This window comes from Azospirillum soli, assembly GCF_017876165.1.
Classification (GTDB): domain Bacteria; phylum Pseudomonadota; class Alphaproteobacteria; order Azospirillales; family Azospirillaceae; genus Azospirillum; species Azospirillum soli.
Genome location: NZ_JAGINQ010000004.1, coordinates 347,054 through 360,873 on the forward strand (window position 1 = coordinate 347,054; position 13,820 = coordinate 360,873).

Consider the following 13,820-nt stretch of genomic DNA (forward strand, 5'->3'; position numbering starts at 1 on the left):
TAGTGCAACGCCCGGTGGTCGGCACCTATTTTTGTCGGGAACTTGCCTTGGCGGCGGCGAGGTCGGCGTCGGGGATGTCCAAAGGCACGCCGGGGATCAGCGTCTGCCCCGCAAGGCGCATCGCCTCGTCCAAGTCCATGCCATGGTCGAGCACCGCTTCGGCAAGGCGGCGGCCGACGAGAACCATGGAGATTTGGGCGTCGTCGGGTGAAACGGGGACGCCGCCCGCGCGCCGCGTGGCGTCGGCGACGGCCTCCGCCTCCGTCCGGCCAATGCCGAGATAGGAGAAGCCGTCCCTGGCGACGACGTAGCCGCCGATCACCTCCGGGCTGGGTTCGACCATCGTCTGTGCTCCTGCAAGGCGTTACGGCTTTTCGGCCAGGAAATAGGTGTAGCGGAGGAGTCCCGCGTCGAAGGCTGCCTTGATGTAGAGCGCGGCGTGGAACTGCTCCTTGATCAGACGAATGCCCTCGGCGCCCAGCGGCAGGCCCTTCCACAGCAGTTGCGCGGCGCGGGCCATCGACACGGTTCGCACGCCCTCGATGGCCTGCTGGTAGCCGAAGTCCCAGTTGGGCCGGACCTTGTCGTTCAGGTCCTGCTCCTCGACCAGACGCAGGCCGGCCTGTTGGAAGTGGCGGCGGTAGGCGGTCGGCGTTTCAAGGCCGGGCACGCCCCAGAATCGCATGAAGGGGTGGAGCACCAGTTCCTCCTGAAGGCCGCTCAAGCCGTCCCGCTTGCACCAGGCGATCAGCAGGAAGCGCGCCCCCGACGCCATGACCCGCGCGATGGAGCCGAGCGCCGCGCCCTTGTCCGGCAGGTAGCAGTCGGCATCCATGAAGGCAACGGCGTCGAAGGTCTCGCCCAGCTCATCCACCCGCATGATGTCGTGGTGCCGGAAGCGCAGGTTCGGCCGCCGATGGCGCATGGCGTGGGAGAGTTGCGCGCGCGAGATGTCGATGCCCAGCACGTCCCCTTGCGTGTTCGCCGCCAGGAAATCGGTGAAGCCGCCGCGCCCGCAGGCGAGTTCCAAAACCTTGGCGGCCTCAGCGACGCGCAAAGCGTCGGCGTAGCGGCGGTGGGTGTGCGCGAAGGCGGCGTCACGATCCTCGGCCGGATCCTCGTAGATTGCGAAGTGGAAGAAGTCGCCCCACTGTTCGGCATACAGGTCGCCGACCGCCGCGAACATACGTTCCATGTTTTCGGCGTGATGGTCGCGGAACCACACGAAGTCCTGATCCATGGCGGACGCCCTCCGCTTGCCAGACAGAAACGGCGCGGGCGCGCCCGGCGTTCCGGGGATCGGAAACCTTTCCGCCGGGGGCGGCGTTTCCCCCTATCGCCGCACAGGTGCCGGAGACTGGATGACCACGCCGCACATCAACCGCATAGGGACCGCCGTCCCGGCGCACGACGTCCACCGGAAGTTCGTGGAGTTCGCGCCCAAGCTGCTGTCGGACGAGCGGGCGCGCCGCCTGTTCCAGCGCATGGCCGAACGCTGCCAGATCGAACACCGCTATTCCAGCTTCGAACCCGATCCCGACCCGGACGGGCTGGACATGGAGCGATTCTTCCGGCGTGGCGCCTTCCCCGATACGGCGGCGCGCATGCGCTGGTACGAGCGGCACGCGCTGGGGCTGGCGGAGGCGAGCTTGGACGCGCTGGAAATCGAGGAGTGCCGGGGGCGCATCACGCACCTGATCGTCGCGTCCTGCACCGGTTTCTATGCGCCGGGCCTGGATTTGCAGCTGGTCGAGCGCTTCGGCCTCAACGCGAGCGTGGAGCGCACCATCGTCGGCTTCATGGGCTGCTACGCCGCGATGAACGCGCTGAAGCTGGCCCGGCACATCGTCCGGTCGGAGCCATCCGCCAACGTGCTGGTGGTCAATCTGGAGCTGTGCACGCTGCACCTTCAGGAGACCGACGATCTGGAGCAGGTGTTGAGCTTCCTGATCTTCGCGGACGGCTGCGCCTCCTGCCTCGTCAGCGCCGAACCGGAGGGCATCGCGCTGGAGGACTTCCGCGCGACGGTGGTGCCGGACAGCGGCGGGCAGATCACCTGGCGGATCGGGCAGCAGGGCTTCGACATGTTCCTGGCCGGCGCGGTGCCGAGCACCATCGCGCGCGGGCTGCCGCAGGCGCTCGGCGGCATTCTGGGCGGGCGCAGCGCGGAGGATGTGGAGCTGTGGGCCGTCCACCCCGGCGGGCGCACCATCCTGGATGCGGTGGAGCAGGCGGCGGGGCTGGAGCCGGACCGGCTGGCGGATTCCCGTGCGGTGCTGCGCGACTTCGGCAACATGTCCTCGGCGACGGTGGTGTTCGTGCTGAAGCGGATGCTCGACCGGTTCCGGCAAACGGGCATGGGCGGCAATGGGCTCGGCTGCGCCATGGCCTTCGGTCCCGGCCTGACCGCCGAGAGCATGCTGTTCCGCATGGCCGCCCCATGAGCGCGGTGGACCTGTCCCGGCGCTGCCGCCTGCCGGAGCTGATGGACACCGAGCCGGTCGCGTTCGAGGAGTTCCAGGATTGCCTGCGCGACCTCACCCGGATCAACCGCTGGTCGCTCGCCTACCGGCCGACGCTGGGCTGGCTGGACCGGGTCGTGCGCGCGCAGCCGGGGCGCCCGCTGCGCATTCTGGACGTGGGGTTCGGGCACGGCGACATGCTGCGGCGGATCGCGGGCTGGGCGCGCACGCGCGAAGTGGCGGTTCAACTGACCGGGGTGGACCTGAACCCCTGGTCGGCGCGCACGGCCCGTCTGGCGACGCCGCCGGATCTGGCGATCGACTACCGCGTCGGCAACGTCTTCGATCTGGAGAACGAGGGGGTCGACATCGTCATCAGCGCCCTGTTCACGCACCATCTGGATGACGAGGAACTCGTCCGCTTCATCCGGTGGATGGAGCGGCGCAGCGCGGTCGGCTGGTTCATCAACGACCTGCACCGGCACCCCATCCCCTATTGGTTCGTGCGGGGGATGGTGCGCACCGTGCCGGTCAACCGGCTGGTCGTGCACGACGCGCCGGTGTCGGTGGCGCGCGCCTTCACCCGGCGGGACTGGCGCGAGCGGCTGCGCGCGGCCGGTCTGCCGGACGACGCGGTGACGGTGGATTGGTGCGTTCCCTTCCGCTTCGGCGTGGGGCGGATCAAGTGAACGGAGACGTTGACGCCGTCGTGATCGGGGGCGGGCCGGCGGGAGCGGCGGCGGCGGCTTGGCTCGCCGAGGCGGGGCGCCGGGTCGTGCTGTTCGAGCGGGAGGCGGTGCCCCACCACAAGGTCTGCGGCGAGTTCGTCAGCGTCGAGGCGGCGGAGCAGCTGGAAACGCTGGGGCTCGATCCGGCGGCGCTGGGGGCGCTGCCCATCGGGCGCGTGCGGCTGATCGCCGGCGGGCGTGAGGCGTCGGCGCCCCTGCCCTTTCCCGCCTTCAGCCTGTCGCGCAAGGTGCTGGACGAAGCGCTGCTGCGCGCCGCCGGGGAGCGCGGCGCCGTGGTCCAGCGCGGGACGCTGGTGCGGACGCTGGACCGGGTGGACGGCGGCGTCGTCGCGGTGCCGGCGGACGGCCCGCCGCTGCGCGCCGCCGCCGGCTTCCTCGCCATCGGAAAGCACGAGCTGAAGGCGTGGCGGCGGATCGGCGGGCGGGACAACGGCCGGATCGGCTTCAAGCTGCACGTCGCGCTGGCCCCGGAGCAGGCCCGGGCGTTGGGCGACGCCGTCGAGATGATTCTGTTTCCGGGCGGCTACGCGGGGCTCCAGCCCCTGGCGGACGGGCGGGCGAACCTGTGCCTGCTGGTGGAGAAGGAAACGTTTCGCCGGTTGGGGCGGCACTGGCCGGCGCTGCTGGCGCACATGGCGGACAGTTCCCCGATCTTCGCCGAGCGCATCGCCGGGATGCGGCCGCAGTGGGACAAGCCCCTGGCGATCCACGGCATTCCCTATGGCTTCGTGCACCGGTCGCGCGGGGACGATGGCCCGCTCTACCGGCTGGGCGATCAGTTGGCGGTGATCCCCTCCTTCTGCGGGGACGGCATGGCCATCGCGCTGCATTCGGCGCGGCGGGCGGCGGAGCATTGGCTGGAGGGACGCCGCGAGCCGTTCGACGGGCGGCCCTACGGCGCGCAGATCGGGCGGGCCATGCTGCTGTCGCGGGCCATCGGCTGGAGCGGGTTGCACAGCGGGCTGGTCGGCTTGTGCCGGATCGCGCCGGGCCTGTTGCGGGGGGCGGCGACGGGAACGCGGGTCGACCAGTTGACTGGAGCATGAGCCCCTATTAAATTAGCAAATGCTAATTTTAAAAGGACAAGGATCATGCACAAGAACTGGCCCGAGATGACCGTCGAACTGTCCGGCGCCATCCGCGATCTGCGCGGCGGCGCGCCGGAGGTGATGAAGGCCTTTTCGGGGATCGCGCAGGCGGCGCTGAAGGCCAACGCGCTGGACACCAAGACGAAGGAGTTGATCGCGCTGGGCATCGCCGTGGCGATCCGCTGCGACGGCTGCGTCGCCTTTCACGCCGAGGCGGCGGTCAAGCAGGGCGCCACCCGCGAGGAGGTGATGGAGACCATGGGCATGGCGGTCTACATGGGCGCCGGCCCGTCGGTCATGTACGCCGCGCAGGCGGTGGAGGCCTTCGACCAGTTCACGGAGAAGACCAAGGCCGTGGCCTGACGGCAAAAGAAAAGGGCCGGGGACGCGAACGCCCCCGGCCTTTTTTTAGGCGTGCTTGCTCAGTGCGACGAGGCGGCGGCGGCGCCGATGCCGGTCTGCGAGCGCACGTACTGGTCCTCGTACGCGGCGATCTCCGCCTTCGCCCGCTGGCTGTTGTCCAGCTTGGAGACGACGATGGTCACCAGGAAGGCCAGCGTCATGGAGAACAGCGCCGGGTGCTCGTACGGGAAGACCGGGGTCGCGTAGCCGATCACGGCCACCCACACCGTCTTCGACAGGATCACGAAGACCACCGCCGAAATCAGGCCGGTCAGGCCGCCCAGCAGGGCGCCGCGCGTGGTCAGGCCCTTCCAGTACATGGACAGGATCAGCACCGGGAAGTTGGCCGAAGCCGCGATGCCGAAGGTCAGGCCGACCAGGAAGGCGACGTTCTGCTTCTCGAACAGAATGCCCAGCACCACGCCGACCACGCCCAGCGCCAGCGACGACAGCTTGGAGACGCGCATCTCCTCCGCCTCGGTCGCTTCGCCTTTGCGGATGACGCGGGCGTAGAGGTCGTGCGCGATGGACGACGCGCCAGCCAGCGCCAGACCCGCGACCACCGCCAGGATCGTCGCGAAGGCCACCGCCGACATGAAGCCCAGCAGCAGGTCCCCGCCCATCGCCTGGGCCAGATGCATGATCGGCATGTTGTTGCCGCCGATCAGCTTGCCGCCGATGACGCCGCCCTCGAAGAACTTCGGGTTGGTGCCGACGATGGAGATCGCCGCCATGCCGAGGATGCCGACCACCAGGAAGAAGGCGCCGATCAGGCCGGAAGCCACGAACACGCTCTTGCGCGCTTCCTTGGCGTTCGGAACGGTGAAGAAGCGCATCATGATGTGCGGCAGGGCGGCGGTGCCGAACACCAGACCCAGCGACATCGACACGGTGGAGATCGGGTCGGCCAGCATCGTGCCCGGCCCCATGATCTTCACGCCGGCCTTGTGGGCGCTGGTCGCCGAGGAGGCGACGGCCTCCAGGCTGAAGCCGAAATGGGCGAGCGTCAGGAACAGCAGCAGGAAGCCGCCGCCCAGCATCAGGCAGGCCTTGATGATCTGCACCCAGGTGGTGGCGATCATGCCGCCGAAGGTGACGTAGACCACCATCAGCACGCCCACCAGCACCACGGCCACCGCGTAGTCCAGGCCGAACAGCAGCTTGATGAGCTGGCCGGCGCCGACCATCTGGACGATCAGGTAGCAGACCACCACGGTCAGCGAGCCCAGCGCCGCGAAGGTGCGCACCTTCGACTGGTCGAGGCGGTAGGAGGCGATGTCCGCGAAGGTGAAGCGGCCCAGGTTGCGCAGGCGCTCCGCCATCAGGAACAGGATGATCGGCCAGCCGACGAAGAAGCTGACGATGTAGGCCATGCCGTCGAAGCCGGTCAGGTAGACGAGGCTCGACAGGCCCAGCAGTGTCGCCGCCGACATGTAGTCGCCGGCGATGGCGAGACCGTTCTGAACGCCGGAGATGCCGCCGCCGGCGGTGTAGAAGTCCGACGCCGAGCGGGTGCGCTTGGCCGCCCAGTAGGTGATGCCCAGCGTCAGGCCGACGAAGGCCAGGAACATGCCGATGGCGATGGGGTTGACCGACTGCTTGTCGGCGGCCCCCATGTCGCCGGCCGCCAGCGCCGGGCCGGCCGCGAGCAGGGCGGCGGTCAGCGCGCCGATGAAGGACGCTCTCATCGCTGGCTCTCCGTCACGATCTGGTTGTTGAGCTCCTCGAACTCGCCGTTGGCGAAGTAGGAGTAGACGCCAGTCAGCAGCCACGAGATGACGATGACGATGGCGCTCAGCGGAAAGCCGATGGAGATGCCGGAACCCTCGGCGACGGGCGTGCGCAGCGCGTCGGGCGCGAAGGCGACGGCCATCATCAGGGCGTAGTAGGCAGCCAGCACGATTACCGACAGAAGCAGTGCGAGCCGTCCACGTTTCTTGACCAGCGTTTGGAACTTCGGGTTCTGGCGAACCCGCTGGTACACGGGATCAGACATGTTTCCCCCTGGCACTTGATTTTAGCTGGGGGCCGTCCTACCAACTCAATGTTTCCTGAATTTCCCCTAATTGTTACGAATTGTGTCCAGCGCGGAAAAACCGCATATATCCCGCCCTCCCCGTCCGTCATACCGATGGCGTCCATGGCCCGCTCCCGCCTCTTCCTCCGCCTGCTGTCCAGCGTGCTGCTTCTGGTGGTTCTGTTCTCCTCGGCCAACTACCTCCTGACGGTGCCGATGGTGAAGGAGAAGGCGTACCAGATCGAGCTGGACGCCAGCCGCACCATCCTCGACAACGTCTATGTGACGGTCAGCAAGATCCGCTCGAACCTGGACGAGCAGCGGGCGTCCATCGTCGAGAATTTCAAGGCGGAGATGCGGACCAAGGTGTCCCTGGCCGCTGGCTACATTGAGTATGTGCTGGGCCGGGTGGAGCGCGGCGAGATCACCCGCGTGGAGGCCGACCGTCTGATCTACGACGGGCTGCGGGCGTTCAAGTCCAGCGCGGACGATTACATCTGGCTGACCAACTACGAATCCGTCCTGCTGTCGCACCCGCACCCGGAACTGGCCGGCGACACCCAGGACGAGCACGGCCGGGAGGTCGTTCCGATCATCGTCGACAAGGCGCGGCGAGAGGGCGAAGGCTACCACACCTACCCATGGCCGCGTTCGGGCGCCGACCGTACGGCGCAGAAGATGTCCTACTTCCGCCATCTGCCGAAGCACGGGCTGATCGTCGGCACCGGATCCTTCCTGGACGACATCGACGCGGTGGTGGAGCGCCGCATGCAGGCGGCCGTGGAGGATTTGCGCCAGGCGCTGCGCAACATCCGCATCGCGCGCACCGGCTACGTCTTCATCTTCGACTCGTCGCGGCGGATGATCATCCACCCCAACGCCAACATCGAGGGGACGGCCTTCGGCACCCTGAAGGACCCGGCGACCGACGAATACATCAGCGAGGCGCTGATGAAGGCGGCGCGGGAGGATCGCTACCGCCGCTATCTGTGGGACAAGCCCAGCGATCCCAACAACTACGCCTACGAGAAGATCAGCTGGGTCCGCCACGTGGATGGGCTGGACTGGTACATCGCGTCCAGCGTCTATGAGGAGGAGCTGCGCAGTTCCTCCGTCGTGCTCGGCAATCGGCTGTTCGCCGTGTCGCTGGCGGTCATGGCGTTGGGCGGCGGCCTCGGCTACCTGGGCGCCCGGCGGCTGGCACGGCCGTTGCGCCAGTTGGCGGACACGGCGGCGCAGGTGCGGGCCGGCAATCTCGACGCGCGCAGCGGCATCGTCCGCAACGACGAGATCGGCGATCTGGCCGTCACCTTCGACGCCATGATCCAGCGCGTGAAGGACGATATCGCCACGCTGGACAGCCGCGTGAAGGAGCGCACGGCGGCGCTGGAGGAGGCGGAGCGATTGAAGGCGGTCGGCCAGTTGGCCGGGGGCCTCGCCCACGACTTCAACAACCTGCTGACCATCATCCTCGGCAATCTGGCGGTAGCGCGCGAGCGGTTCGCCAACTTGAGCGAGCTGCACGCCTATCTGGAGCCGGCGCAGCGGGCCAGCCGGCGCGGTGCGGATATCACCGCGCGCCTGCTGGCCTTCGCACGCCGCCAGCCGCTGAAGCCGCAGCCGGTCGATGTGCACGCGCTGATCCAGGAAATGGCCGTGCTGCTCAGCCGCTCCCTGCCCGCCTCCATCGCCATCGCCACGCCGGGACCGGACGAACCGGTTTGGGCGGTCGCCGACCCGACGCAGCTGGAAAACGCGCTGGTCAACCTGTCGCTGAACAGCCGCGACGCGATGCCCGACGGCGGCACCCTGACCATCGCGGTTCAGCCGCGTAGTGAGGCCGACGACGCGGGGTTCGACGAGGCGCCGGTTCCCGGCCGCTACATCGAAATCCGGGTCGGCGACACCGGACGGGGCTTCGCTCCCGGCGCCGCCGACCGTGCGTTCGAGCCCTTCTTCACCACCAAGGCGCTGGGCTCCGGCCTCGGCCTGTCGATGGTCTACGGCTTCGTCAAGCAGTCGGGCGGCTACATCCGCATCGAGAGCGCGGCCGGTCGCGGCACCACCGTCACCCTCCTGCTGCCGCAGGCCGAGGCGCCCGCGCCGGTGGTCGCCGACGCCCCGGCGGAACCGGTGCCGGCCGTTAACTGGCACGGCATGCTGGCTCTGGTGGTGGAGGACGACGCCGACGTGCGGCTGGTCATGCGCCAACAGCTGATGGACTTCGGCCTGTCGGTGATCGAGGCGGAGAGCGGCGACGAGGCCATGGAGCTGATCGAACAGCTGGACGACCTGCGGCTGGTGGTGTCGGACGTGGTCATGCCGGGGGTGTCCGGCCTGACGCTCGCCCGCCATCTGCGCGCCACGCGGCCGGACGTTCAGGTCATCCTGGTCAGCGGCTTTTCCACCGAGGCCATCGACGATGGGGAGGGGCTGGTCATTCTCGGAAAACCATGGGAAAAATGCGACTTGGCGACGGCCATCCGGCTGCCGTGCACGGCCTAAGGAAAAAGGGCTTCAAGGCTCATGAACGGGAGGAAGATCGTATACGTCGTCGATGACGACCCGGACGTGCGCGACCTGCTGCGCACCGTGCTGGGCGGCTTCGGCTATGCGGTCTCCGTCTTCGGTTCGGGCCGGGCGGTGCGCGCGGCCATCCGCCGCGAACCGCCGGAGGTCGCCATCGTGGATTTGGGCCTGCCGGACATGGACGGCCTGACCCTGGTCCGCGAGCTGTGGGAGGACGTGCGCTTCGGCGTCATCGTCCTGACCGGCCGGGGCGACGTGTCCGACCGCGTTCTGGGGCTGGAGCTGGGGGCCGACGACTACATCGTCAAACCGTTCGAACCGCGCGAACTGGTGGCGCGGGTCAACACGGTGATCCGGCGGCGCGAGCAGCTGATGGCGGTCAGCCGCAACGGCGCGACGGGCAAGGCGCGCTTCGCCGAATGGACCTTCGACGTGGGCGACCTGACCCTGACCGCCGACGACGGCCGGCGCGAGACGCTGACGGCGGCGGAAGCGGCTCTGCTGAGCATGCTGCTGAAGGCCCCCCGCCGCGTGCTGTCGCGCGAACAGTTGCAAAGCGCGGAGCTGGATCGCGGCGACCTGCCGTTCGAACGCGCGGTGGACGTGCGGATTTCCCGCATCCGCAAGAAGATCGAGCCCGACCCGCGCTCGCCCAAGCTGATCCGCACCGTCTACGGCGCCGGCTACCTGTTCGCCGCCGATGTGACGTGGGTGAACGGGTAGCAACACCCCCGGCTTTATTCCCGACGCCGAAAACACTCACCCGTCATTCCCGCGAAGGCGCATAGGCGCTGATGTGAGTAGGTCAAAGCATTTCTAGGAGACAACCACCTTCTCTCACCGTCATCCCCGCGCAGGCGGGGATCCAGAAAACTCCGCACAAACGTGCTTGTGTGCCCTGGATTCCCGCCTGCGCGGGAATGACGGTGGAAAGGTTGAGGACACTTGGGCTCGTCGTACGGCCCTCAAGTCCTCGCCTTCGCGGGGATGACGCTAAAGCGAATTTCCATTCGCTTTAGATTCAAACGGCCTCACACGCCGGCCGGGCTTCGGACGCACGAGCGTCCGGGACCGCCGTCGCGGTCCAGAGCGGATCGAAATCCGCTCTAAGGAAGCGCGGTGCCGCCAATCCCCCCGCCACATTTCGACACAATTCGGAGACAGTTGAGAAAAGGAGCCCCGCTACCTTCCCGGCCAAATGCCGCGCGGCCGCAACGCGCCGCCGTCAACGCCTAGGGGGAAGCGAAGAATGGGTTCCGTAAGCCCGTACGACCTGAATCTCGACAAGAACGCCGCCAACCACGTCGCGCTGACTCCGCTGACCTTCCTGGAGCGCGCCGCAAGCGTGTGGCCCGACCGCACCGCCGTCGTGCATGGCACGGTCCGCCGCAGCTGGGCCGAGACCTTCGTTCGCTGCCGCAAGCTGGCCTCGGCGCTGGCCAAGCGCGGCATCGGCAAGGGCGACACGGTGGCGATGCTGGCCGCCAACACCCCGGAACTGTTCGAGGCGCATTTCGGCGTGCCGCTGGCCGGCGCCGTGCTGAACGCCATCAACACGCGCCTGGACGCGGCGGCGGTCACCTTCATCCTGGAGCATGGCGACGCCAAGATTCTGATCTGCGACCGCGAGTTCGCCAAGATCGGCAAGCCGGCGGTCGCGGGCATGAAGACCCCCATTCCGATCATCGACATCGACGACCCGCAATATTCCGGCGGCGAGCTGATCGGCGAGTGCGATTACGAGGCGCTGCTGGCGACCGGCGACGCCGATTTCCCCTGGACCATGCCGGCGGACGAGTGGGACGCCATCGCGCTGAACTACACCTCCGGCACCACGGGCAACCCCAAGGGCGTCGTTTATCATCATCGCGGCGCCTACCTGAACGCGGTGTCCAACGCGCTGTCCTGGAGCATGGGCGACGGCCCGGTCTATCTGTGGACCCTGCCGATGTTCCACTGCAACGGCTGGTGCTTCCCCTGGACGCTGGCGGTGGTGGCCGGCACGTCGGTGTGCCTGCGCGCGGTGCGGCCGGACAGCGTGCTGAACGCGATCCGCGACGAGAAGGTCACGCACTTCTGCGGCGCGCCCATCGTGCTCAACATGATCAACAACGCCCCGGCGGAGTTGAAGGCCGGCATCGACCACAAGGTCAAGGTGATGACCGCCGGCGCCGCCCCGCCCGCCGCCGTCATCGCCGGCATGGAGCGCATGGGCTGGGACGTCACCCACGTCTACGGCCTGACCGAGGTTTACGGCCCGGTGACCCTGTGCGTCTGGCACGACAAGTGGGACGGCCTGGACCTTGAGGAAAAGGCCACGCTGAAGTCCCGCCAGGGCGTGCGCGGCCCGATGCTGGAAGGCGTGATGGTCGCCGACCCCGGCACGCTGGTGCCGGTGCCGAAGGACGGCAAGACCATGGGCGAGGTCTTCATGCGCGGCAACAACGTCATGAAGGGCTATCTGAAGAACGCGGCGGCGACCGAGGAGGCCTTCGCGGGCGGCTGGTTCCACACGGGCGACCTCGCGGTGTGGCACGAGGACGGCTATCTGGAGATCAAGGACCGTTCGAAGGACATCGTCATCTCCGGCGGCGAGAACATCTCCACCATCGAGGTCGAGGACGTGCTCTACCGCCACCCGGACATTCTGGAGGCGGCCGTGGTGTCGCGCCCGGATCCGAAGTGGGGCGAGACGCCCTGCGCCTTCGTCACGCTGAAAGACGGGGCGAAGACGACGGAGGCGGAGATCATCGCCTTCTGCCGTGACCACATGGCCCATTTCAAGGCGCCGCGCACGGTGGTCTTTCGCCCGCTGCCGAAGACCTCCACCGGCAAGATCCAGAAGTACGTGCTGCGCCAGATTGCGAAGGAGCTGTGACCGTGAAGCTGTTGTGCGCGGTGAAGCGCGTGGTCGATTACAACGTCAAGATCCGCGTGAAGGCGGACGGGTCCGGCGTTGAGACCGCGAACGTGAAGATGAGCATGAACCCCTTCGACGAGATCGCCGTCGAGGAAGCGGTTCGCCTGAAGGAAGCCGGCAAGGCGACCGAGATCGTCGTCGTCACCGTCGGCCCGACGAGCGCGCAGGAGACCCTGCGCACCGCTCTGGCCATGGGCGCCGACCGCGCCATCCTGGTGCAGACGGACGCCGAGGTGCAGCCGCTGGCCGTCGCCAAGATCCTGAAGGCGCTGGCCGAGAAGGAGCAGCCGCAGGCCGTCCTGCTCGGCAAGCAGGCCATCGACGACGACAGCAACCAGACCGGCCAGATGCTCGCCGCCCTGCTCGGCTGGCCGCAGGGTACCTTCGCGTCGAAGGTCGTGCCCGGCGACGGCGCGCTGACCGTGACGCGTGAGATTGACGGCGGCCTGGAGACGGTCGAACTGAAGCTGCCGGCGGTGGTCACCACCGACCTGCGCCTGAACGAGCCGCGCTACGCCAGCCTGCCCAACATCATGAAGGCGAAGAAGAAGCCGCTGGAGACCGTCACGGCGGACAGCCTCGGCGTGGACGTGACGCCGCGCCTGACGACCCTGAAGGTGGCGGAGCCGCCGTCGCGCAAGGCCGGTGTCAAGGTGCCGGACGTGGCGGCGCTGGTGGACCGGCTGAAGAACGAAGCGAAGGTGATCTGACGATGCGCACCCTGGTCATCGCCGACATCGACGGCGGCGCGCTGAAGCCCGCCACCCTGAACGCCGTTACGGCGGCCCGCCAGATCGGCGCCCCGGTGGACCTGCTGGTCGCCGCCGGCTCCGCCAAGGCTGCCGCTGACGCCGCCGCGACCATAGCGGGCGTGGACGCCGTGCTGGCCGCCGAAGCCCCGGCCTATGAGCACGCGCTGGCCGAACCGCTGGCCGCGCTGATCCTGTCACTGGCCGGCGGCTACACCCACATCCTCGCCCCGGCGACGGCCAGTGCGAAGAACGTGCTGCCGCGCGTCGCGGCGCTTCTGGACGTGGCGCAGGTGTCGGACATCGTCGCGGTGGAATCGCCGGACACCTTCGTGCGGCCGATCTACGCCGGCAACGCCCTGGCGACTGTGCAGTCGTCGGACGCGGTGAAGGTCGTCACCGTCCGCACCACGGCGTTCGAGGCCGCGCCCGCCACCGGCGGCGCCGCGCAGGTCCGCCCGGTCGAGGCGGCCGGCGATCCGGGCCTGTCGCGCTTCGTCTCGGCGCAGATCGTCAAGTCCGAACGGCCGGAACTGACCGCCGCCCGCGTGGTGGTGTCCGGCGGCCGGGGCATGGCCTCGGGCGAGAACTTTCCCCTGCTGGAGAAGGTCGCCGACAAGCTGGGCGGCGCCGTGGGCGCCAGCCGCGCGGCGGTGGACGCCGGCTTCGTGCCGAACGACTATCAGGTCGGCCAGACCGGCAAGATCGTGGCGCCCGAACTGTACATCGCCGTCGGCATCTCCGGCGCCATCCAGCATCTGGCCGGCATGAAGGACAGCAAGGTCATCGTCGCCATCAACAAGGACGAAGAGGCGCCGATCTTCCAGGTCGCCGACTACGGCCTCGTCGGCGACCTGTTCAAGGCGCTGCCGGAACTGGATCAGGCGCTGGGCGGCTGACGATA

At 68.3% G+C, this 13,820-nt stretch carries 13 protein-coding genes; 9 read left to right on the forward strand and 4 right to left on the reverse strand.

Annotated elements, in window-relative coordinates; translation table 11 throughout:
* Positions 1-25 precede the first annotated feature (25 nt).
* Entirely contained in the window at positions 26-343 is a 318-nt protein-coding gene (locus J2852_RS09315) for a hypothetical protein (protein ID WP_209874265.1), read from the reverse strand.
* Positions 344-364: 21 nt separating this feature from the next.
* Positions 365-1,240, reverse strand: coding sequence for an SAM-dependent methyltransferase (locus J2852_RS09320; protein WP_209874268.1), 876 nt, complete (start codon positions 1,238-1,240; stop codon positions 365-367).
* A 121-nt stretch (positions 1,241-1,361) separates the two neighbouring features.
* Here J2852_RS09320 and J2852_RS09325 point away from each other — a divergent pair, with 121 nt between their 5' ends.
* Genes J2852_RS09325 through J2852_RS09340 form a run of 4 tightly spaced genes read left to right on the forward strand, consistent with a single transcriptional unit; the run spans position 1,362 to position 4,662 of the window.
* Positions 1,362-2,444: a type III polyketide synthase gene (locus J2852_RS09325; protein ID WP_209874271.1), complete on the forward strand. Its 1,083-nt coding sequence runs from the start codon at positions 1,362-1,364 to the stop codon at positions 2,442-2,444.
* Positions 2,441-3,151 carry a methyltransferase domain-containing protein gene (locus J2852_RS09330; protein WP_209874274.1) on the forward strand — a complete coding sequence of 237 codons (711 nt, stop codon included), beginning with the start codon at positions 2,441-2,443 and terminating at the stop codon, positions 3,149-3,151. Before J2852_RS09325 ends, J2852_RS09330 begins: the two co-directional genes overlap by 4 nt.
* Positions 3,148-4,257, forward strand: a complete 1,110-nt coding sequence (locus J2852_RS09335) for an NAD(P)/FAD-dependent oxidoreductase (RefSeq protein WP_209874277.1) — start codon at positions 3,148-3,150, stop codon at positions 4,255-4,257. The genes J2852_RS09330 and J2852_RS09335 overlap by 4 nt, the downstream gene beginning before the upstream one ends.
* Before the next feature lie 45 nt (positions 4,258-4,302).
* On the forward strand, positions 4,303-4,662 hold the full coding sequence (locus tag J2852_RS09340) for a carboxymuconolactone decarboxylase family protein (protein ID WP_209874280.1): 360 nt from the start codon (positions 4,303-4,305) through the stop codon (positions 4,660-4,662).
* Between the two features lie 59 nt (positions 4,663-4,721).
* Here J2852_RS09340 and actP read toward each other — a convergent pair whose 3' ends face one another.
* Positions 4,722-6,389: a cation/acetate symporter ActP gene (gene actP, locus J2852_RS09345; protein WP_209874283.1), complete on the reverse strand. Its 1,668-nt coding sequence runs from the start codon at positions 6,387-6,389 to the stop codon at positions 4,722-4,724.
* The gene (locus J2852_RS09350; RefSeq protein WP_209874286.1) at positions 6,386-6,697 is read right to left on the reverse strand and encodes a DUF485 domain-containing protein; all 312 of its coding nucleotides are present in this window, start codon (positions 6,695-6,697) and stop codon (positions 6,386-6,388) included. The genes actP and J2852_RS09350 overlap by 4 nt, the downstream gene beginning before the upstream one ends.
* A 144-nt stretch (positions 6,698-6,841) precedes the next feature.
* Here J2852_RS09350 and J2852_RS09355 point away from each other — a divergent pair, with 144 nt between their 5' ends.
* The 5 genes from J2852_RS09355 to J2852_RS09375 all read left to right on the forward strand — a co-directional run bounded on the left by J2852_RS09355 (position 6,842) and on the right by J2852_RS09375 (position 13,815).
* Entirely contained in the window at positions 6,842-9,223 is a 2,382-nt protein-coding gene (locus J2852_RS09355; RefSeq protein ID WP_209874289.1) for a cache domain-containing protein, read from the forward strand.
* A 21-nt stretch (positions 9,224-9,244) separates the two neighbouring features.
* On the forward strand, positions 9,245-9,970 hold the full coding sequence (locus tag J2852_RS09360; protein ID WP_209874292.1) for a response regulator transcription factor: 726 nt from the start codon (positions 9,245-9,247) through the stop codon (positions 9,968-9,970).
* Between the two features lie 526 nt (positions 9,971-10,496).
* Positions 10,497-12,125, forward strand: coding sequence for an acyl-CoA synthetase (locus tag J2852_RS09365; protein ID WP_209874294.1), 1,629 nt, complete (start codon positions 10,497-10,499; stop codon positions 12,123-12,125).
* Between the two features lie 2 nt (positions 12,126-12,127).
* Positions 12,128-12,877 carry an electron transfer flavoprotein subunit beta/FixA family protein gene (locus J2852_RS09370; protein ID WP_209874297.1) on the forward strand — a complete coding sequence of 250 codons (750 nt, stop codon included), beginning with the start codon at positions 12,128-12,130 and terminating at the stop codon, positions 12,875-12,877.
* 2 nt (positions 12,878-12,879) lie between these two features.
* Positions 12,880-13,815, forward strand: coding sequence for an electron transfer flavoprotein subunit alpha/FixB family protein (locus J2852_RS09375; protein WP_209874300.1), 936 nt, complete (start codon positions 12,880-12,882; stop codon positions 13,813-13,815).
* Positions 13,816-13,820: the final 5 nt, after the last annotated feature.

Excerpts from the sequence above, each read along its gene's own strand:
- J2852_RS09315 (WP_209874265.1), bottom strand. The coding sequence starts at position 343 with ATGGTCGAACCCAGCCCGGAGGTGATCGGCGGCTACGTCGTCGCCAGG.
- J2852_RS09320 (WP_209874268.1), bottom strand. The coding sequence starts at position 1,240 with ATGGATCAGGACTTCGTGTGGTTCCGCGACCATCACGCCGAAAACATG.
- J2852_RS09325 (WP_209874271.1), top strand. The coding sequence starts at position 1,362 with ATGACCACGCCGCACATCAACCGCATAGGGACCGCCGTCCCGGCGCAC.
- J2852_RS09330 (WP_209874274.1), top strand. The coding sequence starts at position 2,441 with ATGAGCGCGGTGGACCTGTCCCGGCGCTGCCGCCTGCCGGAGCTGATG.
- J2852_RS09340 (WP_209874280.1), top strand. The coding sequence starts at position 4,303 with ATGCACAAGAACTGGCCCGAGATGACCGTCGAACTGTCCGGCGCCATC.
- actP (WP_209874283.1), bottom strand. The coding sequence starts at position 6,389 with ATGAGAGCGTCCTTCATCGGCGCGCTGACCGCCGCCCTGCTCGCGGCC.
- J2852_RS09350 (WP_209874286.1), bottom strand. The coding sequence starts at position 6,697 with ATGTCTGATCCCGTGTACCAGCGGGTTCGCCAGAACCCGAAGTTCCAA.
- J2852_RS09355 (WP_209874289.1), top strand. The coding sequence starts at position 6,842 with ATGGCCCGCTCCCGCCTCTTCCTCCGCCTGCTGTCCAGCGTGCTGCTT.
- J2852_RS09360 (WP_209874292.1), top strand. The coding sequence starts at position 9,245 with ATGAACGGGAGGAAGATCGTATACGTCGTCGATGACGACCCGGACGTG.
- J2852_RS09365 (WP_209874294.1), top strand. The coding sequence starts at position 10,497 with ATGGGTTCCGTAAGCCCGTACGACCTGAATCTCGACAAGAACGCCGCC.
- J2852_RS09375 (WP_209874300.1), top strand. The coding sequence starts at position 12,880 with ATGCGCACCCTGGTCATCGCCGACATCGACGGCGGCGCGCTGAAGCCC.